A 23,891-nucleotide genomic window follows, 5' to 3' on the forward strand; every position below is an offset into this window, starting at 1 on the left:
TCGCTTGAGGACGAACGAAACGGTTTGTGCGGGGCGCCGAAGTGGCTAACCCTAGCCCATGGCCCGCGCCGACGCACCGACGCCGATGATGGCGCAATATCACCGCCTAAAGGCGGAAGCGGCCGATGCCTTGCTGTTCTACCGCATGGGCGATTTTTTCGAATTGTTCTTCGACGACGCCAAGGTCGCGGCGGCGTGCCTCGACATTGCGCTGACCAAGCGTGGCGCCGATGCGGGCGAGCCGATCCCGATGTGCGGCGTGCCGGTGCATTCGGCCGATTCCTACCTCGCGCGGCTGATCAAGGCGGGGCATCGCGTGGCGATCGCCGAGCAGACCGAAAGCCCGGCCGAAGCACGCAAGGCGCGCGGATCGAAGGCTTTGGTCGACCGCGCGATCGTGCGGCTGGTCACCCCAGGGACGCTGACCGAGGACAGCTTGCTGGAAAGCGCGTCGGCGAACTGGCTGGCGGCGATCGGCCGCGCGGGCGAGGATTATGCCGTCGCCGCCGCGGACATTTCGACGGGGCGGTTCGAGCTGATCGCGTGCGGCGTTGGCGAATTGACGTCGGAGCTGGCGCGTCTCGGCCCGGCGGAGACGATCGCCCAGGGCAAGGTGCCGGGCGTGCGCGCGGCGCCGGGCAAGGGCGGCTTCGACAGCCTGGCGGGTGAAGCGGCGTTGAAAGCCAGGTTCGGGCTGGCGACGCTGGACGGCGTGGGGTCGCCGTCGCGCGCGGAGCTCGCCGCGGCGGGCGGCCTCCTGACCTACCTCGACGCGACGCAGAAGGATGCGGGCGTGCTGCTCGACCTGCCGCGGCGGATCGCGCGCAGCGGGCACATGGCGATCGACGCCGCGAGCCGCGACAGCCTCGAGCTGACGCGCTCTGCGAGCGGATCGGTCGCGGGCAGCCTGCTGGGCGAGATCGACCGCTGCCAGAGCGCGGGCGGGCGACGCATGCTGTGCGAGGATATCGCCGCGCCGCTGACCGACCGCGCGGCGATCGAAGCGCGGCTTCACCTCGTCGCCTGGCTGCACGAAGACGCCATCCGCCGCACCCGCGTGCGCGACGCGCTGAAGGCGATGCCCGATGTCGCGCGCGCGCTGGCCCGGCTCGCGGCGGGACGCGGCTCCCCGCGTGACCTCGCGCAATTGCGCGACGGCCTGGCGGCGGCTGCGAGCCTCAAGCAGGAGATCGAGGCGCAGGGCGATCGCCCGCATTTGCTCGACACGCTATTGCCGCGGATGGCCGGGCATCATGCGCTGATCGACGAGTTCGCCCGCGCGCTGGTCGAATCGCCGCCGATCGACGCTTCCAAGGGCGGCTATATCGCGACCGGTTACGACGCCGCGCTCGACGCGTTGCGCGAGGCGTCGTCAGACGGGCGGCGCGCGATTGCCGCGCTGGAGAGCCGTTATCGCGAGGCGACGGGCGTGTCGTCGCTCAAGATCCGCCACAACGCCGTGCTCGGCTATCATGTCGAAGTGTCGGCGCGCCACGCCGACCGGCTGATGGCGCCCGACAGCGGCTTCACCCATCGCCAGACGCTTGCGGGGGTGGTGCGATTCAACTCTCCTGAACTCCACGCCGAGGCGAGCCGGGTGATCGAGGCCGGCGCGCACGCGCTCGCCGCCGAAGCCGCGCATGCCGAGAAACTGACCGAGGCCGCGGTCGCGGCGGCGCGGCAGATCACCGCCACCGCCGACGCCATCGCGCGGATCGACGTCGCAGCGTCGCATGCCGAGCGCGCGGCCGAGGGCGGCTGGGCGATGCCGCAGCTGACCGACCAGCCGTGCATGGAGGTGACAAGCGGGCGCCACCCGATCGTCGAGAGCGCGCTTTCGGGCAGCGGCGAGCGGTTCGTTGCCAATGATGTCGCGCTTGGCCCCAACGACCGACTGTGGCTGATCACCGGGCCCAACATGGGGGGCAAGTCGACCTTCCTGCGCCAGGCGGCGCTGATCGCGGTGCTGGCGCAAGCCGGGAGCTTCGTGCCCGCCAGCCGCGCCAAGCTGGGGATCGTCGATCGGCTGTTCAGCCGCGTCGGCGCGTCGGACAACCTTGCGCGGGGGCGGTCAACGTTCATGGTCGAGATGGTCGAGACCGCCGCGATCCTGGCGCAGGCGACCCCGCGCAGCCTCGTCATCCTCGACGAGATCGGGCGCGGCACCTCGACCTATGACGGGCTGGCGATCGCCTGGGCGGTGGTCGAGGCGATGCACGACGACGTGCGTTGCCGCACCCTGTTTGCGACCCATTATCACGAGCTGACGCGGCTCGCCGGCCGGCTCGATGCGCTGTCGCTGCACCACGTGCGCGCGCGCGAATGGAAGGGCGACCTGGTGCTTCTCCACGAAGTCGCCGACGGCGCGGCGGACCGCAGCTACGGCATTGCCGTGGCCAAGCTGGCGGGCTTGCCGCCGGCGGTCGTGGCGCGCGCCAAGTCGGTGCTGGCCAAGCTCGAGGCGGGGCGCGATGCGACGGGCGGGATCGCCGCCGGGCTCGACGATCTGCCGCTATTCGCCGCAGCTGCCGAGCCCGAAGGCGCACCCGATGCGCTGGCCGAGGCGCTCGACGCGATCGATCCCGATTCGCTGACGCCGCGCGAAGCGCTCGAAGCGCTCTACCGGCTCAAGCGCCTGCGGCTCGATTAATCGTCCGCGCCGTAGCCGGTGACGGCTTCGTACATGGCGGTGAGCGCGGTGCGCTCGTCCTCGTCGAGCTCGGGCCGCCAGATTTCGAACAGCAGCACCGCGCGCGCCGAATCACCGTCGTTCCACGCTTCATGTTCGAAGCTGTCGTCGAAGATCATCGCTTTGCCCTCGACCACGTCGCGAATTTCGGCGCCGACGCGCAGGCGGCAGCCGGGCGGCACGATCAAGGGAATGTGGCAGATCAGCCGGGTGTTGAGCATGCCGTTGTGCGGCGGGATGTGCGTTCCGGGCTTGAGGATCGAAATCAGCGCCATCGGCGAGCGACGCGCGATGCGCGGGATCGGCGGCAGGTCGAGCAATTCCATGATGCGCGGGCAGCGGCTGGCATTCTCCTCGACGCGCTCGCCCTGCTTGTAGAGGTGGAAGGCGCTCCACCGCGCGTCCCCCAGCAGGCTGTGCCCGCGCGACGCGCGGTCCTCGTCGGCTTGGACATAAGGCTCCAACCCTTGCTCGCCGGCAAGCACCGCTTCGATCTCCGCGCGCATTTCGGGCACCGCGGCTTCGAGCTTGGCCGCCCAGGGAAATTGCGCCGGGTCGTACCACGGGATCTGCGGCAGCTCGGGGAAGTAGAAATTGGTCGGTTCCTGCAGGAACACCGGCTGCTGGCCCGCGGCGATCGCCATCGCCTGCGCGAACCGGCGCGGCGGCGCGGAAATGCCGCGGCTGGCGAGCACGTCGTCGAGCTGCTTGCGAAAGCGGTCCTCGGCCTGCTGGAGGAAGGCGTGGGCGCGGTCGGCGCGCTGGTGCAGGTCGCCGGGCAAAGCCTCGAGCTCGGCCGCGCGCCGCATGCCCATGCGGTAGAAGGACACCGCCGCGCGGTCGTCCCCATCACGCGCGTAAATGTCGCCCTTCATCAGCAAGGCGAACGGATTGCTGGGATCGACGGCAAGCACGCGGTCGAGCGCGGTCAGAGCCGCGGGACGGTCGTCGAGGCCGTCGCACGATTGGGCGAGCAGTAGCCATGCCTGCGGCGATGCGCTGCCCGACTGCGTCACGCGGTCGAACGCGGCGCGCGCCGTACGGAAATCGCCCGATTGAAGCGCGCCGATCCCGCGGCGGGCTTCGTCTTCCATGGTCGTGGAGGTCATCTGCATGGCCCGCGCCTATAGCCATCCGCCCGCGAAGCGCCAATGCGAGGGGAAAGGCCTTGGGCAGAGGACGCGCAGCGGGCAAGATGCGGCCATGAATGGGCCAGGGTTCGACTCGATTGCCAAACCGCGCGCGGTCATCGACCGGCGCACGGTCGCGGCGCGCCTTGCCGTCGTGGAAGATGCCGACGCCGCGGTGGCCGTTCTCCGCGCGGCGCTCGACGCCGGTCGCGAGGAGGTTGCCGCGAGGTTTGCCCGCGACCCCAGCGATGGCCGGTCCGTTGCCGGCGCGACCGCCTTCCTTCACGACCAGATCGTACGCCTGGCCTTCGACTTCGTAACGCGGGATGTCGCCGACACATCCGGCGACACTTTCGCCTTAGTCGGCCTGGGGGCACGGGACGGGGCGAGATGGCGCCGTTCAGCGATGTCGACCTGATGTTCCTGACCCCCGGTGCGCCCACGGATACGCAAGGAATAGCTGCCGAGGCCGTTCTGCACCTGCTGTGGGCGCTCAAGCTGAAGGTCGGCCATTCGATCCGATCGATCGATCAACTGATCGATCTCGCCAAGTCGGATATGACCGTGCGCACGGCGTTCCTCGAAAGCCGCTGGATTTGGGGCGATTCCGCGCCGTTCGACGCCGCGATGGCGCGCTACCGCAAGGAGGTCGTCACCGGCACGGCGGCGGAATTCGTCGCCGCCAAGCTGGCCGAACGTGACGCGCGGCACGTGCGCATGGGCGACAGCCGCTACGTCGTCGAACCCAACGTCAAGGACGGCAAGGGCGGGCTCCGCGACCTCCACACGCTCTATTGGATCGGTAAATATGTGCATGGGGTCGCGCATCCGTCGGAACTGGTCGGCGCCGGGCTGCTGAGCGCCGCGGAGTATCGCAAGTTCGACCGTGCCGAGCGCTTCCTGTGGGCGGTGCGCTGCCACCTGCACATGCTCGCGGGCCGTGCAGAGGAGCGGCTGGGGTTCGAGCATCAGCGCCAGATTGCGGCGCTGATGAATTATGCCGACCGCCCGGGCAAGAATGCGGTCGAACGGTTCATGCGCTTCTACTTCCTCAATGCGCGCGCGGTCGGCGACCTGACCGGGCTGTTCCTGGCCCAGCTCGACGAGCAGCTCGGCAAGTCCGGCTTCCGCTTCGCGCTGCCGACGATCCGGCGGCGGCCCAAGCGCCTTGCCGGCCTCGTCCTCGACCGCGGGCGCTTGTCGATCCCGTCCGACAATTACTTCAAGAGCGACCCGGTGCGGCTGATCGAGCTGTTCGCGCTGGCGGCGCGCGAGCAGCTGGAAATCCACCCGAGCGCGATGCGCGCCGCGGCGCGCGATGCCGCGCTGATCGATCGCGCGGTGCGCGACGATCCGCGCGCCAACCAGCTGTTCCTGGAGGTGCTGACCTGCATCAACAAGCCCGAACTGGTGCTGCGATGGATGAACGAGGCGGGCGTATTCGGCCGCTTCGTGCCCGACTTCGCGCGCGTCGTCGCGCAGATGCAGTTCGACATGTATCATCATTATACCGTCGACGAGCATTCGATCCGCGCCATCGGTTTGCTTGCGGCGATCGAGCGCGGCGACCTTAAGCAGGATCATCCGCTGTCGACCGCGATCCTGAAGCAGATCGGGTCGCGACGGCTTCTCTACGTCGCGGTGCTGTTGCACGACATCGCCAAGGGGCGCGGCGGCGATCATAGCGTGCTGGGCGCGGAGATCGCGCTGAAGCTGTGCCCGCGCCTTGGCCTCGACGCGGCGGAGACCGAGACCGTCGCCTGGCTCGTCCGCTATCACCTTCTGCTGTCGGCGACGGCGTTCAAGCGCGACCTGGCCGACCCCAAGACGATCGAGGATTTCGTGCACCAGGTGCAAAGCCCCGAGCGGCTGCGCTTGCTGCTGGTGCTGACCGTGGTCGACATCCGCGCGGTCGGGCCAGGGGTGTGGAACGACTGGAAGCGCACCTTGCTGCGGACCCTATTCGAAGCCGCCGAGGAGCGCCTCCGCCTGGGCCACAAGCAGCATGGCCGCGCCGAGATGGTCGCGCGGCGGCAGGCGGAATTGGCCGATGCGCTGGGTTGGAAGGCGAGCGCGATCCGCGCCCATGCGCGGCGCTTGCCCGACAGCTACTGGCTGGCCGAGCCGCTGCCATGGCAGACGGCCAATGCGCGGCAGGTCGCCGCCGCTGAAGCGCGCATCGGCGAGGCCAAGCCAAGCGTGGTGGTCGAGGACGATCCCGACAGCGGCGCGACCCGAGTCAGCGTGTTCACATCCGATCGCGAAGGCCTGTTCTACCGCATCTGCGCGGGCCTTGCCGCGGCGGGCGCGAACATCATCGACGCCCGAATCCACACGACGCGCGACGGGCTGGCGCTCGACAACCTCCTCGTCCTCGACGGGCGCGGGCAGGCCTATTCCGACCGCAGGCTGCGGACGCGGCTGGTCAAGGCCGTCGAGGCGGCATTGGCCGGCGGCGACGCGCCGCCCCTGCCGGTGACGCAGGCGCGCGGTGGGCGCGACGCCGCCTTTCGCGTCGCGCCGTCGGTGACCATCGCCGACCGCGCCTCGACACGGACAACGGTGGTCGAAGTGAATGCGCGCGACCGGCCGGCGCTGCTCGCCGGACTGGCGCGGGCGATCCACCAGCAAGGCCACCGCATCCATTCGGCGCATATCGCCACGTATGGCGAGCGCGCGGTGGACGTCTTTTATCTGTCGCGGGCCGACGGGAAGAAGCTCGACGAGTCCGACATGGCCCGGCTGCGCGAGGGGCTTCTGGCGGCAGCGAGCGAGGGCGCCGAAGCCAAGGCCGCCTGACGTCGGATGTGCGAAGGGCCCCGCAGTCGCCTGCGGAGCCCTTCATCATTCCTCGACCTTACTGGCCGCGTTCCGGCGCCGGCGGCGGCGGCGGCGGGGGCGGCGGCGGCGCCGGGCAGACATCCGTCGCGAGGATCACCGACCCGTCCGGGCAGGTCTGCGTGGCCGGGGCGGAGGAGGCGGGGGCGGCGGCGGGGGCGGCGGCGCAGCAACGGCGGGACGCGCGAAGCCAAGCTTGGTGCGCAGCGTGATGCCGTACAGACGCGGTTCGCCCAGGAAGACCCCGAACAGCTGGTTGGCGCGATTGACGCCGTAGGTCGGGCTGCAGAAGCTGCGCTCGGCACCGCGCTCGGTGCAATTGCCCTGCGCGAAGGCATCGAAGGCGATCTGCTTGACCTTGGCGTCGAACAGGTTCTGCGCCCACAGCTCGACCCCCCAGCGGTCTTCCGGACCGCGCAGGCCGATGCGGCCGTTGACGACCGTGTACCCATTTTCGACCTTTTCAAGGTCGAGGTCCGAACCGGTGTTGAACTTCGACTGGTGCCGCATGTCGGCGTAGATCAGGCCGCGGATGCCGCTGTCGGTGATGCGCGGGGTCCAGCCGATCGACGAGGTCACCGTCCACAGTGCCGCGCCCGAGACGCGCTCGCCCGGCAGCTGGAACAGAGCCGTGGTCAGCGGACGGCCGCCGGCGCCAACCAGATTGTCGCGATACTTGGTGTCGGACAGGGTCACGCCGAGGTTGAAGTTCACGTCCGGCAGAGGCCGCGAGAACAATTCGAACTCGATGCCGCGCGACTTGACGCCGGCCCTGGTGTCGCCGGTGCACGCCCCGGTTTCGGTCGGCACGCCGCCGACAACCGTAACGTTGTCCGAATCGAGGCCGCCAAGGTCATCCGAACAGCTGTTGATGTTCTCGACGATGAAGTTGACGCCGTTGAACGTGTTCAGCTGGAAGTTGCGGAACAACTGGTGGAAGACGGCGACATTGACGTCGATGATCCGCCCGTTGAACTTCGCGCCGAGTTCGAACGCGTCATTGGTTTCAGGCAGGAATTCGAGCTGGTCCGAGCTGGCGAAGTCGACGCAGCCGGGGCGCGCGCCCGGGACCGGGGTCGGCAGCGTTCCGGACGCGGGGCAGACTTGTCCCGCGACGATCTGGCCGAACGTGTTGAACGAACGGTCGCGGTTGAGCGCCGAACGGTCGAGGTTGAAGCCACCCGCCTTGTAGCCGCGCGAATAGCTCGCATAGGTCAGCAGGTTGTCGGTCGGCTTGTAGCTGATGACGGCAGTGCCGGAGAGCTTGCTTTCCTTGCGCTTGCCGTCGAGGTCGAGGCTGCCGCCGGCGACGCTCGGGTTGAGACACGGCAGCTGCGCCAGCGCCGTTCCCGTGTAGACCGCACAACCGATGTTGTTGTCGGTCAACTCGGCGTCGAGCCGCTTGGTTTCCGTCGTGTAGCGCAGGCCGACCGTCAGCTTCAGCCCCTCAGTGATTTCAAAAATGTTGTGCGTGAAGATCGCGAAATTGTTGCTGCGCTGGCGGTAGTCGTCGATGAAGCCGGCGTTTTCGAACTGGAAGTCCGGAGCGGCCGGATTGGCGAGCGCGAGGTTTTCAAACCCGCTGTCGCCGAAGACCGGAAGTGCAAAGTTCACCGGGAAGAACGGAAAGGCCGCGTTGTTCAAGCGAGCGAACGCGCTGAGCACCTGGATTTGCTGCAGGATCGCATCCCGCGCCGGGCCAGGCGGGGTCGCCCCGAACCCCGCGATCAGGCTGGCGTTGACGCCGCCCGCAATCGCCTGGTTGAAGCAATTCACGCCTGTCGGGTCGACAATATTGTCCGGGACCAACGGCGATGCGGCGAAATTGTACGCCACCGGGCAGTTGGTGAACCGGCCGTAATCGTTGCCGTAGCGAAGGCTGTCGCGGCTCCGCAGCCGCTCATTGGCGTAATAACCGCCGACCAGCCAGTCGAGCCGGCCCCCAAAGGCTTCGCCCTGAAGCCGAAGTTCCTGCGTAAACGTCTTGAAGCGATTGGTCGCAGTGCCGTCGTCGGGGCGGTAAACGAGGTCGAGGTTGGAATAATCGACGTCGGTGCCGCGCTTGAGGTCATTGTCGCGATAGGCGGTGATCGAGGTCAGCTCCGCCCCGCCGAAATCATAGACCGCCTCGGCCGACAGACCCCAGTCCCTGACGTCGCCGCGATAGCTGCGGCCCGGCGAGATCACCACGTCACGCGCAAAGGGATCGTCCGGGACGATCGCGCCCAAAGCTTCCATCAGCGGCTTGAACGTCGACGGCTGCTCACCCGAACCGCCCACGAAATCGCGCGCAGGAAGATAGGGAGCAGCGCAGCATTCCTCGTCGCGCTTGGCGATGTCGCCGATCACGCGCACCGACAAATCATCGCTCGGCTGGAACAGCAGCTGGCCACGCAGCAGGAAACGGTCGCGGTCGTTGACGTCGCGGCCGGAGATGAGGTCGTTGACGAAGCCGTCGCGCTTCATCGACACGCCGTCGATGCGCGCCGCAATCGTATCCGACAGCGGACCGGTGACGCCCGCTTCGAGGCGGCGCATGCTGTAATTGCCGAACGACACTTCGGCGTGGGCCATCGGCTCGAACAGCGGGCGCGCGGTGATGATCGAGATCAAGCCGGCGGAGGTGTTGCGGCCGAACAGGGTGCCCTGCGGCCCGCGCAGCACTTCGACACGCTCGATCGGGCCCAGCTCGGTCAGGCCGGCGCCGACGCGGCTGCGATAGACGCCGTCGATGAAGATGCCGACCGAACTTTCGAGGCCGGGGTTGTCGCCGACGGTGCCGATGCCGCGGATGTTGGCGCGCGATGCGCCGGCTTCCGATTGGGTCGAGGAGACGAGCAGCGAGGGAGACACCTGCTGCAGCTGACGAATGTCCGACGCGCCGGTGTTCTCGAGCTGCTCGGCAGTGACCGCGCTGACCGCAAGCGGAACGTCCGACAGCGCCTGGTTGCGGCGCGTGGCGGTAACGATGATCTCACCGCCCGTGGCGTCTTCCTGCGGCTCGACGGCCTGCAAGTCCACCGCCGCGGCTTCGGCCGTGGAGCTCTGCGCCGGCTGTGCCGAGGTTTGATCGGTGTCGGTTTCGGGTGCGGGCGTTTGCGCGAAGGCTGGCGCGGAAATCGCGAACATACCTGCCGAAAGCAGCCAGACAGATTTGCGGAACATGATCTCTCCCCTTTGAAGCGTGTCGAACGCCCTCTGCCGGGGAGGCTAGTCGCGAAGATTGCGCAACGGAAGCGGTTCGCCCCCGCAACGAGTGAATTGCTGAGGGCTGCAGCCATTTTGCAACAGCAGTGTAAGTAAGGGCCACGCGCGGATCATCCGCGGGATGGCCGCGCAGGGCGCCCTGTGAGAGGCCTATTTCGGCGCGAGCACCATCAGCATCTGGCGGCCTTCCATGCGCGGGTGCGCTTCGATCTTGGCCATTTCCGCGGTCTGCTCCTGAACTCGGCGGAGGACCGCCATGCCGAGCTCGCCATGCGCCATTTCGCGGCCGCGGAAGCGCATCGTGACCTTCACCTTGTCCCCCTCCTCAAGGAACTCGAACACCTTCTTCATCTTGGTGTCATAGTCGTGGTCGTCGATGTTCGGACGCATCTTGATCTCCTTGATCTCCTGCGTCTTCTGCTTCTTGCGCTGCTCGTTGGCCTTTTTCTGCGCTTCGTACTTGTAGCGGCCGATATCGAGGAACTTGGCGACCGGCGGATCCGAATTGGGCGAAATCTCGACCAGGTCGAGGCCCACTTCCTGCGCCTGCTCGAACGCTTCGCGCGTATACATCACGCCCAGATTTTCGCCGTTTTCGTCGATCACCCGGACCTTCTGGGACTGGATGAACTCATTGTAGCGAGGGCCGCTCATTTGTGGCGGCGGCGCCATTCCTCGGCGCGGATAGGGCGGTGGTATAGCGTGGTCTCCTGGTGGTCGTTGAGCGTGCCGAGTTAGGCGCTCGAACGGCGGAAGAAAAGGTTCGGCAAGCCAACTGAGTCATTTTTGCCGCAACCTGTGGCGCGGAGTCGTCAACGCCGTCAGCGCAGATCCGGTGCCACTGCCTCGGCGGTGATCATCGCCACCGCTTCGTCGAGGGTCATCATCTTCTGATGCTCGTCGCTGCCGAGGCGGCGCAGGGCGACGGAGCCTTCCTCGGCCTCGCGCTTGCCGACGACAAGGAGCAGCGGGACCTTCTTCAGCGAATGTTCGCGCACCTTGTAGTTGATCTTCTCATTCCTAAGGTCGGCCGTGGCGCGGAGGCCCACGGCCTTCAGCCGGCTCAGCACGTCCTTTGCATAATCGTCGGCGTCGGAGACGATCGTCGCGACCACCGCCTGGACCGGCGCCAGCCACAGCGGGAATTTGCCGGCATAATGTTCAATGAGGATTCCAATGAAGCGTTCGTAGCTGCCGAAGATCGCGCGGTGGAGCATGATCGGGCGATGCCGCTCACCATCCTCGGCGACATAGGTCGCGTCGAGACGGTCGGGCAGCACGCGGTCGGACTGGATCGTTCCCACCTGCCACGTGCGGCCGATGGCGTCGGTCAGGTGCCATTCGAGCTTGGGCGCGTAGAAGGCGCCCTCGCCCGGCAATTCTTCCCAGCCATATTGCTCGGTGGCGAGGCCGGCCGAGACAACCGCGTTGCGCAATTCGCTTTCGGCCAGGTCCCAGTCCGCGTCGCTGCCGAAGCGCTGGTCGGGGCGGAGCGCAAGCTTGATCGAATAGGTGAAGCCGAAATCCTGGTAGATGCGATCGGCGAGCGCGCAGAACGCCTTCACTTCGTCGACGATCTGGTCTTCGCGGCAGAAGATGTGCGCATCGTCCTGCGTGAACTGGCGCACCCGCATCAACCCGTGCAGCGCGCCGTGCGGTTCGTTGCGGTGGCAACAGCCGTTCTCGTAAATGCGCAGCGGAAGGTCGCGGTAGCTGGTGATGCCCTGCTTGAAGATGAGCACATGCGCGGGGCAGTTCATCGGCTTGATCGCCATCAGGTCGGCCTGACCCGACAGCACCGGCGCATCCTCGTCCGTCCCCGGAATTTCGTCGGGGACGATGAACATGTTTTCGCGATATTTGCCCCAGTGGCCGCTCTGCTCCCACTGGCGCGCGTCCATGATCTGCGGAGTCTTGACCTCGCGATAGCCCGCAGCGTCGATGGCACGGCGCATATAGGCCTCGAGCTCGCGCCAGATGATGTAGCCGTTGGGATGCCAGAAGACGCTGCCATGCGCTTCGGCCTGGAGGTGGAACAAGTCCATCTCCTGCCCCAGCTTGCGGTGGTCGCGCTTGGCCGCTTCCTCGAGCCGGACGAGATGCGCGTCGAGCTGCTTCTTGTTGAGCCACGCCGTGCCGTAGATTCGGCTGAGCATCGGGTTCTTGGGATCGCCGCGCCAGTAAGCGCCCGACACGCGCGTCAGCTTGAACGCCTGCGGGTCGAGCTTTCCGGTCGAGGCGAGGTGCGGGCCGCGGCACAAGTCGATCCAGTCGGCCTCGCCATGCCCCGTCTTGTACATGGTGATCGGCTCGCCCTCGGGCAGCTCCATCACCCATTCGGCCTTGAAGCTTTCACCATGGTCGATGAAGAACTGGCGGACGCGGGCGCGGTCCCACACTTCGCGCACCAGCGGCTTGTCGGCGGCGATGACGCGCCGCATCTCCTCCTCGATCGCCGGCAAATCCTCTTCGGTGAAGGGGCCGCGCTCAGCGGTCGGCGCGAAGTCGTAATAGAAACCGTCGTCGGTCGCCGGGCCGAAGGTGATCTGCGTGCCGGGGTAGAGGTTCTGCACCGCCTCGGCGAGGACGTGCGCATAGTCGTGGCGCACCAGTTCGAGCGCGTCCTTTTCATCGCGGCTGGTGATCAGCGCGAGGTTCGCGTCGCCTTCGAACGGGCGCATGATGTCGCGCACCTCGCCGTCAACCCGCGCCGCGAGCGCGGCCTTGGCGAGGCCCGGCCCGATCGCGGCGGCGACGTCGGCCGGGGTCGACCCCTGCGGCATTTCCCGAACCGAACCGTCGGGAAGCGCGATCTTGAACATCTTGGTCATTGTGCAGCGCATCTAGCGAGCGCGCCCCAAAGGCTCAACCTGACTGCGCTCACCCGCAGCGCGAAATCGCGCGCGTTAATCTCCCAGAAATGTGTTACGGTCGGGAGCTTCGACTCCGAAGCGCCTGTGGTGACCCAACAGGGGGAGATGATGATGATCAAAAGAATCTTGTCAGCGTCCGTAGCAACTGCGCTCATGTTCGGTTCGATTTCACCCGCCTATGCCCAAGCCTATATGGACGGGCCGCAAGCCCCGCTCGGCATGACCGCGAGCTTGAACCTCAAGGTGCCGATCGGCGAGCAGCGCTATAAGGCGAAGAAGGCATCGGCCGGTCTCACCCTGGCTTATGGACAACGGACGAACACGCTGACGTCCGACAACAGGATCGCCACGCGGCAGATGAAGCTGGCCGACCTGCGCTTCGCGCGGACCGACCAGTCAATCAAATTGGCCAAGGCCGAATTCGCGAGCTTCGACCTGGCGAACCTCGACAAGGACAAGAGGCTCAACATGGGTCCCGACGGCGGCAAGGGATCGACCACCTGGATCGTCCTGGGTGCCGTTGCCGCGGGCGTCCTCATCTACCTCCTCGTCAGGGACGGCGACGACGACGATGATGATGACGAAGTCCTCTGATTGAGGTGTGACTTCAGCGGGGCCGTCAGCAATGACGGCCCCGCTTTTGCAATGGTAGAAACCTTATCATGCGTTTTGCCCCTGTCTGCCTGGCGATCCTTTGCGCCGGCTGGTGCAGCCCCGCCGCCGCGGCAATCGACATTCATTTCTACTCCAAGGATTTCGCTTCAACCTTTCCGCATGCCTATGTGCGCTTGACGGGCACCGTCGACGCAACGGGCGAGGTCGTCGACACCAATTACGGATTCACCCCGGTGCGCCTCAATCCGTCGATCCTGATGGGTCCGGTCAAGGGCATGATCCAAACGGTGAAGCCCGACTATGTCGCGCGCAGCGACAAGCACTTCACGCTGCGCCTGACCGACGCGGAATATCAGGCGGTGTTGGCGCGCGTCGACCAATGGCGCACCGCGACGCAGCCCAATTACCGACTGAACAGCCGCAACTGCGTCTATTTCGTTGCCGACATGGCCGCAGCGCTGGGGCTTGAAGCCCCGCCCGTCCCGGCACTGATGAAGAAGCCCAAGTCGTTCCTGATGAAAGTCACCGCCGACAATCGCGCGCGGATCGCGCAATGGCCCGGCGGATCGGTGGCGCAAGCAGCGGCGAGCGTGCCGGCGACTTCGCGATAGTGCCGCAGCCCGATATCCAGCACATCGACGCCGCGGGCCGGCTTATTGCCGTCCGCGCCCGCGCGGGCGCTGGTCCGACACTGCTGTTCCTGCCCGGCTATGCGTCCGACATGGAAGGGTCGAAGGCGATCGCCCTCGACGCCTTTGCCGAGCGGCGCGGAATGGCCATGGTGCGCTTCGACTATTCCGGGACAGGGTCGAGCCCCGGCGCCTTTGAGGATGGCACGCTGACGGCCTGGCTCGGAGAAGCGATCGCCGTGCTCGACCAGATGACGCGCGGGCCCGTGATCCTGGTCGGGTCGTCGATGGGCGGATGGATCGCGCTCCACCTCGCGCTGCGCCGCGCCGACCGGGTGGCCGCGCTGGTCGGCATCGCCGCTGCGCCCGACTTCACCCAATGGGGCTTCACGCCCGCGCAGAAAGCCGAGCTCCAAGCGCGCGGGCGGATCGTGGAAGACAATCCGTACGGGCCCGAGCCCTCGATCACCACCCGCGCCTTCTGGCAATCGGGCGAGGCGCTGCGCCTGCTCGATGGTCCGATCGCGGTCGATTGCCGGTGCGGCTGATCCACGGCGAGGCGGATCGCGACGTCCCGCTCAACATCGCCTTGTGGACCATGCGCCAGCTTCGTTCAGCCGATGTCCAGTTGCTGACCGTCAAAGGGGGCGGCCATCGCCTGTCGGAGCCGCATGAGATCGATGCGATCCTGCGCACCGTCGCCAGCCTAGTGGAGCCCCCGTCTTGATCCTGCCCGTCGCTTTCCTGCTTGCCGCCGCCGCGCCGACCACGAGCCAGGTGATCGGCCAGGTCGAATGCGCGGCGCGATCCGGGACCGAAGCGCAACTGTGCCTGGCGACCGAATATTCACGCAGCGGACGCTTTGCCGAATCGGCCGCCGAGTTCGAGAAAGCGGCGGCTTCGGCCGGCCCGCGCGCGGACTTTGCGCTGGCCGCGGCGGGCAACATGTGGATCGCCGCGGGCCAGCCGGGGAAGGCCGCATTCGCGCTCGACCGTGCGCTGGCCGGCAAGTCGCTTGTCGCCGAGCAGCGTGGCGAGGCCCTGCTCGATCGCGCCCGCGCGGCGGAGGCGCAGAACGACCTCGCGACAGCGCGCGCCCGCCTCAAGATGGCCGAGCCGCTGATCGCGCAAGACCCCTTCTACTGGTATTTTTCCGCCGCGCTCGCGATCCGCGAGGGCGATCGCGCCGTCGCGCAATCGGCCATCGGCAAGGCGCTTGCGCTGGCGCCGAACGACCCGACCGTGCTGTTCGAAGCGGGGCATGTCGCGGACTTCTTGGGCAATGCCGACCAGGCGCGCAGCTACTGGATGCGCGCGGCGGGCAACGACCCCAATGGGCCGATCGGCAAGGCGGCGGCGAAGGCGGTCGAAATGATGGGCGTCACGCCGGTCGTGAAATCGCAGGCGCAAACGCCTAAGTAGCGCATATGCGCTTTCTTCATTCGATGCTTCGGGTCAGCGACCCCGAGCCGACCATCCGCTTCTTCAAGCTGCTCGGCCTCGAGGAGCGGCGACGCTTCGACGTCCCGGCGGGCAAGTACACGCTCATTTTCCTCGGCGTCCCCGGCGATCCGGGCGGCGAGGTCGAGCTCACGCACAATTGGGGTGAGCAGGGCTATGGCGGCGGCCGCAACTTCGGCCACCTCGCTTACGAGGTCGACGATATTTACGTGACCTGCCAGCGGCTGGCGGAGGGCGGCGTAACGATCAATCGCCCGCCGCGCGACGGGCGCATGGCCTTCGTCCGATCGCCCGACAATATCTCGGTCGAATTGCTGCAAAAGGGTGGCGCGCTGGAACCCGCCGAGCCGTGGGCGTCGATGCCCAATACGGGCGAATGGTGATGCTGGAGATCGTCTCCGTCCCGGCCTTTGCCGACAATTACATCTGGCTGGTGCATGATCCCGACAGCGGCGAGACGGCGGTGGTCGATCCGGGCGACGCGGCGCCGGCGCTGGCCGAGGCACAGCGGCGGGGATGGACCATCGGGCAGGTGTGGAACACGCACTGGCACCCCGACCACACCGGCGGCAATCTGGCGGTCAAGGCGGCCACGGACGCAACCATCTCCGGCCCCGCATCCGACCGCATCCCCGGCCGCGACGTCGTGCTGCGCGAAGGCGACAGCGTCCGCATTGGACGGCATTCCGGACGAGTCATCGAAGTGCCCGGCCATACGCTCGACCATATCGCGATCGTCTTCGAACAGGCGGGCGCCGCGTTCGTCGGCGACACCTTGTTCGCCATGGGCTGCGGCCGCCTGTTCGAGGGAACGCCGGAGCAGATGTTCGAATCCCTTCGGCGGTTCGCCAACCTGCCGCCGGACACGCGGCTCTATTGCGCGCACGAATATACGCTGTCCAACGCGCGTTTCGCAGCGCACGCCGACCCCGGCAATGCGGACATTGCCGAGCGCCTGTCGCGCATCGAGGCGCTGCGCGAGCGCGGGGAGATCACCCTGCCCACGACGGTAGCCGAGGAACGCGACACCAACGTCTTCGTTCGAGCATCGAACGCGGCGGAATTCGCAGCGCTTCGGGCGGCCAAGGACAGCTTCCGTTAAGCCGCCAAGGCGCTTCGTGGAGGCGCTCATGGGCGCCAAGGAGGTTGAGATGAGAACCGTTCCCTTATTGCTGATCGCCGCCGCCGGGCTGGGATCATGCGCGACGGCTTCGCCGGAGCAAGTCGCCGCGGCCGCTGCCCGCGACCAAGCCAAGCTTGCATCGCTTACGGCCGGCAAGGTGGCTGGGCCGCCGATGAGCTGCCTGTCCAACTGGCGGTCTCGCGACATGGTTGTGGTCAACGAGAATGTCGTTGCCTTCCGCGACGGCCGCAACCGGGTCTACATCAACAACATGAACGGCCCGTGCAACGGCCTTGGCCCCATGCGCGGCACGCTGGTGACTCAGACCACCGGCACAAGCCTGTGCCGCGGCGATATCGCGCAGGTGCTGGACATGACGAGCCGGACGAACATCGGCGCCTGCTCGTTCGGGGACTTCATCCCCTTCACCACGGGGCGCTGACCCTAGCGCTTGTATAGCGCGTCGAGCTGCTCGCCGTAGATTTTGCCGATAACGTGCCGCCGGATCTTCATCGACGGCGTCATCTGTTCATTGTCGATGGTGAAGGGGTCCTGCGTGACGATGAAGCGGCGCACGCGTTCGAGGATCGAGACGTCGGAATTGACGCGGTCGACCGCGCGCTGGAGCCGCTGCTGCACATCCGGCAACCCGGCGATTTCGGGATCGGGCACAAGCAAAGCGACGAGGTGCGGTCGGCGGTCGCCATAAACCATCGCTTGCGCAATTTCGGGCTGGAGCGTCAGCATCCCTTCGATCCGCTGCGGGGAGACGTTGTCGCCCTTGTCGTTGACGATCAGATCCTTCTTGCGGTCGGTGATGCAGATGCGGCCCTTGGCGTCGAAATGGCCGACATCGCCGGTGGCGAGCCACCCGTCCTTGAGCACACGCGCCGTTTCTTCCGGATTGCGCCAATAGCCGTGCATGACATTTTCGCCGCGGACCATGATCTCGCCGTCGTCGGCGATTCGGACTTCGCAATTCTTGACCGGCGGCCCGACCGTTTCATGGCGGATCCCGGCGCTTGGCCGATTGCAGCTGATGACCGGCCCAGCCTCGGTCTGGCCGTAGCCCTGGAGGAAGGTGATCCCGAGCGACTGGAAGAAATTGCCGACTTCGGGATTGAGCGGCGCGCCGCCCGACACCCAGGCCTTGGTCCGCCCGCCGACCTTGGCCTTGACCTTGCGCCGCAGCGTCAGCGACAGGATGCCGTCCATCGGCAGGTCCCACGGTTTGACTCCGCCTTCGTGACGGTCGTTGCCGATCTTGAGCGCGCGCCGCAGCAGATATTGTGACAGGCCGCCGCTGGCTTCGATCGTCTTCATGATGCGCGTGCGCAGCATTTCGAACAGCCGCGGGACGACGACCATGATCGTCGGCTGCACCTCCTCGATATTGGCGGCCAATTTCTCGAGGCTTTCGGCGTAGTAGATCTGGGCGCCGAGCGCGACGGGGAAGTGCTGGCCGCCGCTATGTTCGTAGGCATGGCTGGCCGGCAGGAAGGACAGGAAGATCTCGTCCTCCCAGCCGAAGTCGGTCGAGATGATGTCGATGCAGCCTTCGACGTTGTGGAGGATCGCGCCGTGATGCTGCTGCACCCCGCGCGGTGCCCCGCCGGTGCCGCTGGTATAGATGATGCACGCCAGCGCGTCGCGCGCGACCGACGCGACTCGTTCGCGCATTTCGCCGACGTCGCTCGGCCCGGCGACCAGTTCGTCCCAATGATAAAATTGCAGCTCCTCCGGCGCCTGGCCTGTGCGGATGTCCTCCATGCCGATGACGTGATGGCATTCGGACGATGTGACGACCGCGGGGATCAAGGTCTTCGCCAGCTTCTGCGTCGACACGATCACCGCCCGTGCCCCGGAGTTGCCGAGGATATGCGCGTGATCGCGCGTGGTGTTGGTCGTGTAGGTCGGCACCGTGACGCAACCGGCGGCCATGATGCCGAGGTCGGCGATCAGCCATTCGGGGCGATTTTCGCTGACCAGCGCAACACGGTCGCCCGGGTTCATGCCGATGTCCCTCAGTGCCGCCGCCATCGCGGCAACCTGGCGCGACGCTTCGGTCCAGGTGATCGGTTGCCACTGGCCATTGCGCTTGGCCCACAGGAAGGGCGCGTCGCCTTTCTCCTCGGCGCGCGTGAGGAACATCGTCACCAGGTTCGGAAAATGTTCGAGTTGGCGCGCCATGCTCTTCCCTTCTGCCACGGCGGCGCTTCTTAGCGGAAAGCGTTCCGGGTGCCACTCCTCGTGGACGCCCCGGCGATGGTCGGCTAGGCGGACGGCATGCGCCTGTTGCTCATGCTTTCCGCCGCGCTTGCCTGTCTTGGTGTCGGCGCCGCCGCCCCCGCCCAGCAACGTGCCCCGCAGACGACGGTTGCGGTCGCGACCCAGCCGTTCGTGATCGCTGCCAATCCCCTCGCAAGCGAAGCCGGCATCAACGTGCTCAAGCGCGGCGGCAGCGCGGTCGATGCGGCGATTGCGGTGCAGGCGATGCTGTCGCTGGTCGAACCGCAAAGCTCGGGCCTCGGCGGTGGCGCGTTCCTTCATTACTATGACGCGCGCACCCAGCGGACGATGGTCTATGACGGGCGTGAAACCGCCCCAGCGCAGGCAACGCCGGGCATGTTCCTCGATTCCGCCGGGCAGCCGCTGCCGTTCGGCACCGCGGTGCTGAGCGGGCGCGCGACGGGCGTCCCAGGCGCGGTCAAGATGCTGGCGCTGGCGCATCGCGAGCGCGGGCGGCTGCCGTGGCGAACTCTTTTCGGTGAGGCGGAGCGCACCGCGGCGCAGGGCTTCCTGGTCAGTCCGCGCCTCGCTAAATTGCTGCGCGGCAACTTCGCCGAAAATCGCGCGCCCGACGTGATCGCTTATTTCGGCAAGCCCGACGGAACGCGCGTCGACGTCGGCGATCGGCTGCGCAACCCGGCCTATGCCGATTTCCTGCGTCGCCTCGCCGCGCAGGGCCCGAACGCAATGTATGCCGGATCGACCGCCGCGCGGATCGTCGCGCGCACCCGCGCCGCGCCCCTCGGCGGATTGATGACGTTGGCCGACCTGGCCAATTACCGCCCGGTCAAGCGCGACAGCCTGTGCCGCCCGGTGCGCACCTACATCATGTGCGTGCCGCCCCCGCCGTCGAGCGGCGTCGGTTTGCTCCAGCTGATGAAGATGCTCGAGCTGACCGACATCGCGCGGCGCGGGCCGAACGATCCGCAGGCCTGGTTCCTGTTCGCCGAAGCCAGCCGCCTGATGTACGCCGACCGCGACAAATATGTCGGTGACGTTGCGACGGTGCCCGTCGCCGGGCTGCTTGCGCCCGACTATGTCGCCAGCCGCGCCCGCCTGATCGGGACGACCGCCGGCCCACCGCCGCAAGCGGGGACGCCGGCCGGCGCGCTGGTCGCGGGCGTCGACGGCACGCACGAGGTCGCGGGCACGTCGCACTTCATCGTCGGCGATGCGCAGGGCAATGTCGTGTCGATGACCACCACGGTCGAATCGATCTTCGGCAGCGGGCGGATGGTCGACGGCTTCTTCCTCAACAACCAGATGACCGACTTCGCCTTCGCGCCAGTGGATGCGCAGGGGCGCCCCGTGGTCAACGCCGTCGCGCCGGGCAAGCGCCCGCGATCGTCGATGACCCCGGTGATCCTGCTCACCCCCGACCGCCGCTTCGCGGGTGCGATCGGATCGGCCGGCGGCAATGCGATCCTCGCTTATGTCGGCAAGTCGCTGGTCGGGGCGATCGACTGGAACCTGCCGATGCAACAGGCGATCGCGCTTCCCAACCTCGTCGCGCGCGGGCCGAACTTCCAGGGCGAGGTGACCAAGTTTTCGCCCGAGCTTCTCGAAGGCCTGCGTCAGCGCGGGATCGAGCTTCGGCCCGGCCAAGGCGAGGATTCGGGCGTGCACGGCGTGATCATCCGCGGCGGGCGAGTCGATGGCGGCTTCGATCCGCGGCGCGAGGGCCGGGTGCTGACGCTGCCGCGCCGCTAGGCGCTGGTGCCGACGGCGTCGGCGATCGTCGCGAATTCCGAAACACGCAGCCGCGCGGCGAGCCCGCGCACGATGCGCTGGGCGATGCGCGGGCCTTCATAGACCATCGCGCTATAGAGCTGGATCAGGCTCGCCCCGGCGCAGATCCGCTCCCACGCATCTTCCGCCGTCGCAATCCCGCCGACGCCGACCAAGGGGATTTCCCCCCCGCTCGCCGCTCGGAAGGCGCGCAACGCCTCGAGCGCGAGCGGCTTGAGCGGGCGTCCGGACAACCCGCCCTCCTCCCGCGCGAACCGCGATTTCAGCGGCGGCCGCGACAGCGTCGTATTGCCGACGATGAGAGCGGCGATCTTGTGATCGATGGCGGCGCGCACGATCCGTTCGGGATCGCCGGGCGCGAAATCGGGCGCGACCTTGAGGAAGATCGGCTTGCGCACCCCGACGGCCCGGACGGCGGCAAGCAGATCTTCGAGCGCGCCCTGGTCCTGAAGCCCGCGCAGGCCTGGGGTGTTGGGTGAGCTGATGTTGATCGTCATATAGCGCGCGACCGGCGCCATCGCGCGGACGCCGCGGACATAATCGGCGATCCGGTCCGCACTGTCCTTGTTCGCCCCGACGTTGACGCCGATGATCTCGCTACGGTGGGCGCATTCGCGCAGGCGGCCAAAGGCAGCGGGCTGGCCGTCGTTGTTGAAGCCGAGCCGGTTGATGACCCCGCGGTCCTCGGCCAGCCGGAACACGCGCGGGCGCGGATTGCCGGCCTGGGGCAGCGGCGTCACCGTTCCCACCTCGACGAAGCCGAAACCGAGCGACAGCATCTGCTCGGGCACCTCGGCATTCTTGTCGAACCCCGCGGCGAGCCCGACCGGCGAGGGGAAGTCGAGACCCGCGACGCGCGTGTGCAGCGACGCCGGCACCGGCGGCGGCGCGTGCGTCGGCATCAGCTTGAGCGCGGCGATGGTCGCGCGGTGCGCCGTTTCGGCATCGAGTGCGAAGGCGAACGGGCGAAGGAATGGGTAGAGGTGCATTTAGCTCTCCCCCTCGATGGGGAAGGGTTGAGTGGGGGTGAACTCCGACATCGGGCGCGCCTTACGACGAACCTCACCCCACCCCAACCCCTCCCCATCAAGGGGAGGGGCGCGGTTGCGAATCCTTCAGCGACACCCTAAATCGGACTGGAAAGCTCCGAATTAGATATGCGCCTGTCCCATCTCGCCGATTATGCGGTCGTGCTGATGACCGCTGCCGCTCGCCGGCCCGCGGCCGCGCGCCTGAGCGCGACCGAGCTGGCCCAGGAGACTGGCGTGCCACTCCCGACCGCGCAGAAACTGATGGGCCAGCTCGCAACGTGCGGGCTGCTGACCAGCGCGCGCGGCGCCGGTGGAGGCTTCACGCTGGCGCGGCCGGCCGCGGAGATCAGCCTCGCCGACATCGTCGAGGCGGTCGAGGGGCCGATCGCAATGACGGTCTGTTCCGGCCTTGAGGGCGCGTCGGATTGCGCGCTTGACGCGCATTGCCGGGTCAAGCCGCACATGGGCGTGGTCGGAAATGCGGTGCGCGGCGCGCTCGGCGCGGTTTCGCTGACGGAGCTGTCGCGATGACCGACGACATCCGCAACGCCGAGGCCCACGCCGCAGCCGAGAAGCTGTCCGATTACGAATGGGGCTTTTCGAGCGATATCGAGCAAGAATTCGCGCCCAAGGGGCTGAACGAAGACACGGTCCGCTTCATCTCCGCCAAGAAGAACGAGCCCGAGTGGATGCTCGAATGGCGGCTGAAGGCCTATCGCGCCTGGCTGGAGATGGAGGAGGTGGACTGGGCCAAGCTCGACATCCCCAAGATCGATTATCAGGACAGCTATTATTACGCCGCGCCCAAGGCCAAGCCCAAGCTCGGCAGCCTCGACGAGGTCGATCCCGAGATCCTGCGCGTCTATGAAAAGCTCGGCATCCCGATCGAGGAGCAGAAGGTGCTCGCGGGAGTCGAGGGCGCGCGCAAGGTCGCGGTCGACGCGGTGTTCGATAGCGTCAGCGTGGCGACGACCTTCCGCGAGGAATTGAAGCGCGCGGGCGTCATTTTCCTGTCGATCAGCGAGGCGATCCGCGAGCACCCCGAGCTGATCCGCAAATATCTCGGCAGCGTCGTGCCGCAGCGTGACAACTACTTCGCCTGCTTGAACGCCGCTGTCTTTTCCGACGGGACGTTCGTCTACGTTCCCGAAGGCGTTCGCTGCCCGATGGAATTGAGCACCTATTTCCGTATCAATGCCGAGAATACGGGGCAGTTCGAGCGCACCCTGATCGTCGCCGACAAGGGGAGCTACGTCAGCTATCTCGAAGGCTGCACCGCGCCGATGCGCGACGAGAACCAGCTGCACGCCGCGGTGGTCGAGATTTTCGCGCACGAGGATGCCGAAGTGAAATATTCGACGGTGCAAAATTGGTATCCTGGCGATGCCGAGGGCAAGGGCGGGATCTTCAATTTCGTCACCAAGCGCGCTTTGTGCTCGGGCGACCGCAGCAAGGTTTCGTGGACGCAGGTCGAGACCGGCAGCGCGATCACCTGGAAATATCCGAGCTGCATCCTCAAGGGCGACGGCAGCGTCGGCGAATTCTATTCGGTCGCGCTGACCAACAACCGCCAGCAGGCCGACACCGGCACCAAGATGATCCACATTGGCGCCAACACGCGCTCGACGATCGTGTCGAAGGGCATCAGCGCGGGGCGTTCGAACAACACTTATCGCGGCTTGGTCCGCGTGCTGCCGCGCGCGGAAAATGTGCGCAACTTCACGCAGTGCGACTCATTGCTGCTCGGCAGCGACTGCGGCGCGCACACCGTACCTTATATCGAGATCAAGAACCCGACCGCGCAGATCGAGCACGAAGCGACGACGAGCAAGATCAGCGAGGACCAATTGTTCTACGCCATGTCGCGCGGGCTCGACGCCGAAAGCGCCGTCGCGCTGATCGTCAACGGCTTCGCGCGCGAGGTGCTCAAGCAACTGCCGATGGAGTTCGCGGTCGAGGCCCAGAAATTGCTGGGGATCAGCCTTGAGGGGAGCGTGGGATGAGCTTGCTCGGACTCGCTTTTGCTGCGGCCGTTTCCGGCGCCGAGCCGTGTTCCGCGGTGCGGCGTGAGCAGGCAGCTTTCACCGCCAAGATATTCGACCGTATGGAGCGCATGAATCGCGATCTCCGCCGACCAGATGGATCGCAACGCCCCCTGACCGCCGCTCAGCGTAAGGAATTTGCCGGCGTGGAGGCCGAAGTCGAAGCATTCATCGACCGGTTCAACACGCGCTTGAACCAATGCCGGGAAAATTGA

At 66.9% G+C, this 23,891-nt stretch carries 17 protein-coding genes and 2 pseudogenes; 13 read left to right on the forward strand and 6 right to left on the reverse strand.

All coding sequences use genetic code 11. The annotated features are described in order from the left end of the window. The first annotated feature begins 58 nt into the window (after nucleotides 1–58). A complete protein-coding gene (mutS, locus tag H9L13_RS00715; protein WP_235091031.1) occupies nucleotides 59–2,650 on the forward strand; it encodes a DNA mismatch repair protein MutS in 2,592 nt (863 codons plus the stop codon). Here the strand turns inward: mutS and H9L13_RS00720 are convergent. Then, nucleotides 2,647–3,804: an aspartyl/asparaginyl beta-hydroxylase domain-containing protein gene (locus H9L13_RS00720; protein ID WP_187538154.1), complete on the reverse strand. Its 1,158-nt coding sequence runs from the start codon at nucleotides 3,802–3,804 to the stop codon at nucleotides 2,647–2,649. The two genes, mutS and H9L13_RS00720, sit on opposite strands and share 4 nt — an antisense overlap. An 88-nt stretch (nucleotides 3,805–3,892) precedes the next feature. Here H9L13_RS00720 and H9L13_RS00725 point away from each other — a divergent pair. Beyond that, nucleotides 3,893–6,618, forward strand: a pseudogene (locus tag H9L13_RS00725) ([protein-PII] uridylyltransferase). A 135-nt stretch (nucleotides 6,619–6,753) separates the two neighbouring features. On the opposite strand, the gene H9L13_RS00730 reads toward H9L13_RS00725, so the two are convergent. The 3 genes from H9L13_RS00730 to thrS all read right to left on the reverse strand — a co-directional run bounded on the left by H9L13_RS00730 (nucleotide 6,754) and on the right by thrS (nucleotide 12,695). After that, entirely contained in the window at nucleotides 6,754–9,822 is a 3,069-nt protein-coding gene (locus H9L13_RS00730; protein WP_280528169.1) for a TonB-dependent receptor, read from the reverse strand. A 192-nt stretch (nucleotides 9,823–10,014) separates the two neighbouring features. Further along, a complete protein-coding gene (gene infC / locus H9L13_RS00735; RefSeq protein WP_235091035.1) occupies nucleotides 10,015–10,518 on the reverse strand; it encodes a translation initiation factor IF-3 in 504 nt (167 codons plus the stop codon). A 167-nt stretch (nucleotides 10,519–10,685) separates the two neighbouring features. Continuing rightward, nucleotides 10,686–12,695: a threonine--tRNA ligase gene (thrS, locus tag H9L13_RS00740; protein WP_187538158.1), complete on the reverse strand. Its 2,010-nt coding sequence runs from the start codon at nucleotides 12,693–12,695 to the stop codon at nucleotides 10,686–10,688. 195 nt (nucleotides 12,696–12,890) lie between these two features. On the opposite strand from thrS, the gene H9L13_RS00745 reads away from it, so the two are divergent. From H9L13_RS00745 to H9L13_RS00775, 7 genes and pseudogenes are all read left to right on the forward strand, one after another. After that, nucleotides 12,891–13,331 (forward strand): hypothetical protein, encoded by a 441-nt coding sequence (locus H9L13_RS00745; protein WP_187538160.1) that lies wholly within the window; start codon nucleotides 12,891–12,893, stop codon nucleotides 13,329–13,331. A 68-nt stretch (nucleotides 13,332–13,399) separates the two neighbouring features. After that, complete coding sequence (locus tag H9L13_RS00750; protein ID WP_187538162.1) at nucleotides 13,400–13,963, forward strand: uL30 family ribosomal protein; 564 nt, start codon at nucleotides 13,400–13,402, stop codon at nucleotides 13,961–13,963. After that, nucleotides 13,906–14,708 (forward strand): annotated as a pseudogene (locus tag H9L13_RS00755) (alpha/beta fold hydrolase). Before H9L13_RS00750 ends, H9L13_RS00755 begins: the two are co-directional and overlap by 58 nt. Further along, nucleotides 14,705–15,403, forward strand: a complete 699-nt coding sequence (locus H9L13_RS00760; protein ID WP_187538164.1) for a tetratricopeptide repeat protein — start codon at nucleotides 14,705–14,707, stop codon at nucleotides 15,401–15,403. The pseudogene H9L13_RS00755 and the gene H9L13_RS00760 overlap by 4 nt, the downstream one beginning before the upstream one ends. A 5-nt stretch (nucleotides 15,404–15,408) precedes the next feature. Further along, nucleotides 15,409–15,825, forward strand: coding sequence for a VOC family protein (locus tag H9L13_RS00765; RefSeq protein ID WP_187538166.1), 417 nt, complete (start codon nucleotides 15,409–15,411; stop codon nucleotides 15,823–15,825). Further along, nucleotides 15,825–16,544 (forward strand): hydroxyacylglutathione hydrolase, encoded by a 720-nt coding sequence (gloB, locus tag H9L13_RS00770; RefSeq protein WP_187540006.1) that lies wholly within the window; start codon nucleotides 15,825–15,827, stop codon nucleotides 16,542–16,544. Before H9L13_RS00765 ends, gloB begins: the two co-directional genes overlap by 1 nt. A gap of 49 nt (nucleotides 16,545–16,593) precedes the next feature. Further along, nucleotides 16,594–17,007: a DUF6491 family protein gene (locus H9L13_RS00775; protein WP_187538168.1), complete on the forward strand. Its 414-nt coding sequence runs from the start codon at nucleotides 16,594–16,596 to the stop codon at nucleotides 17,005–17,007. Nucleotides 17,008–17,009: 2 nt separating this feature from the next. Here H9L13_RS00775 and H9L13_RS00780 read toward each other — a convergent pair whose 3' ends face one another. Next, complete coding sequence (locus tag H9L13_RS00780) at nucleotides 17,010–18,755, reverse strand: AMP-dependent synthetase/ligase (protein WP_187538170.1); 1,746 nt, start codon at nucleotides 18,753–18,755, stop codon at nucleotides 17,010–17,012. Between the two features lie 96 nt (nucleotides 18,756–18,851). On the opposite strand from H9L13_RS00780, the gene H9L13_RS00785 reads away from it, so the two are divergent. Then, nucleotides 18,852–20,564, forward strand: a complete 1,713-nt coding sequence (locus tag H9L13_RS00785) for a gamma-glutamyltransferase family protein (protein WP_187538172.1) — start codon at nucleotides 18,852–18,854, stop codon at nucleotides 20,562–20,564. On the opposite strand, the gene H9L13_RS00790 is transcribed toward H9L13_RS00785, so the two are convergent. Continuing rightward, nucleotides 20,561–21,592 (reverse strand): quinone-dependent dihydroorotate dehydrogenase, encoded by a 1,032-nt coding sequence (locus tag H9L13_RS00790; protein WP_187538174.1) that lies wholly within the window; start codon nucleotides 21,590–21,592, stop codon nucleotides 20,561–20,563. The two genes, H9L13_RS00785 and H9L13_RS00790, sit on opposite strands and share 4 nt — an antisense overlap. Before the next feature lie 168 nt (nucleotides 21,593–21,760). On the opposite strand from H9L13_RS00790, the gene H9L13_RS00795 reads away from it, so the two are divergent. Genes H9L13_RS00795 through H9L13_RS00805 form a run of 3 tightly spaced genes read left to right on the forward strand, consistent with a single transcriptional unit; the run spans nucleotide 21,761 to nucleotide 23,891 of the window. Then, nucleotides 21,761–22,165, forward strand: a complete 405-nt coding sequence (locus H9L13_RS00795) for an SUF system Fe-S cluster assembly regulator (protein ID WP_187538176.1) — start codon at nucleotides 21,761–21,763, stop codon at nucleotides 22,163–22,165. Continuing rightward, on the forward strand, nucleotides 22,162–23,637 hold the full coding sequence (sufB, locus tag H9L13_RS00800) for a Fe-S cluster assembly protein SufB (RefSeq protein ID WP_187538178.1): 1,476 nt from the start codon (nucleotides 22,162–22,164) through the stop codon (nucleotides 23,635–23,637). Before H9L13_RS00795 ends, sufB begins: the two co-directional genes overlap by 4 nt. Next, nucleotides 23,634–23,891: a hypothetical protein gene (locus tag H9L13_RS00805; RefSeq protein WP_187538180.1), complete on the forward strand. Its 258-nt coding sequence runs from the start codon at nucleotides 23,634–23,636 to the stop codon at nucleotides 23,889–23,891. The genes sufB and H9L13_RS00805 overlap by 4 nt, the downstream gene beginning before the upstream one ends.

The organism is Sphingomonas lutea (genome assembly GCF_014396785.1).
Taxonomy (GTDB): Bacteria; Pseudomonadota; Alphaproteobacteria; order Sphingomonadales; family Sphingomonadaceae; genus Sphingomicrobium; species Sphingomicrobium luteum.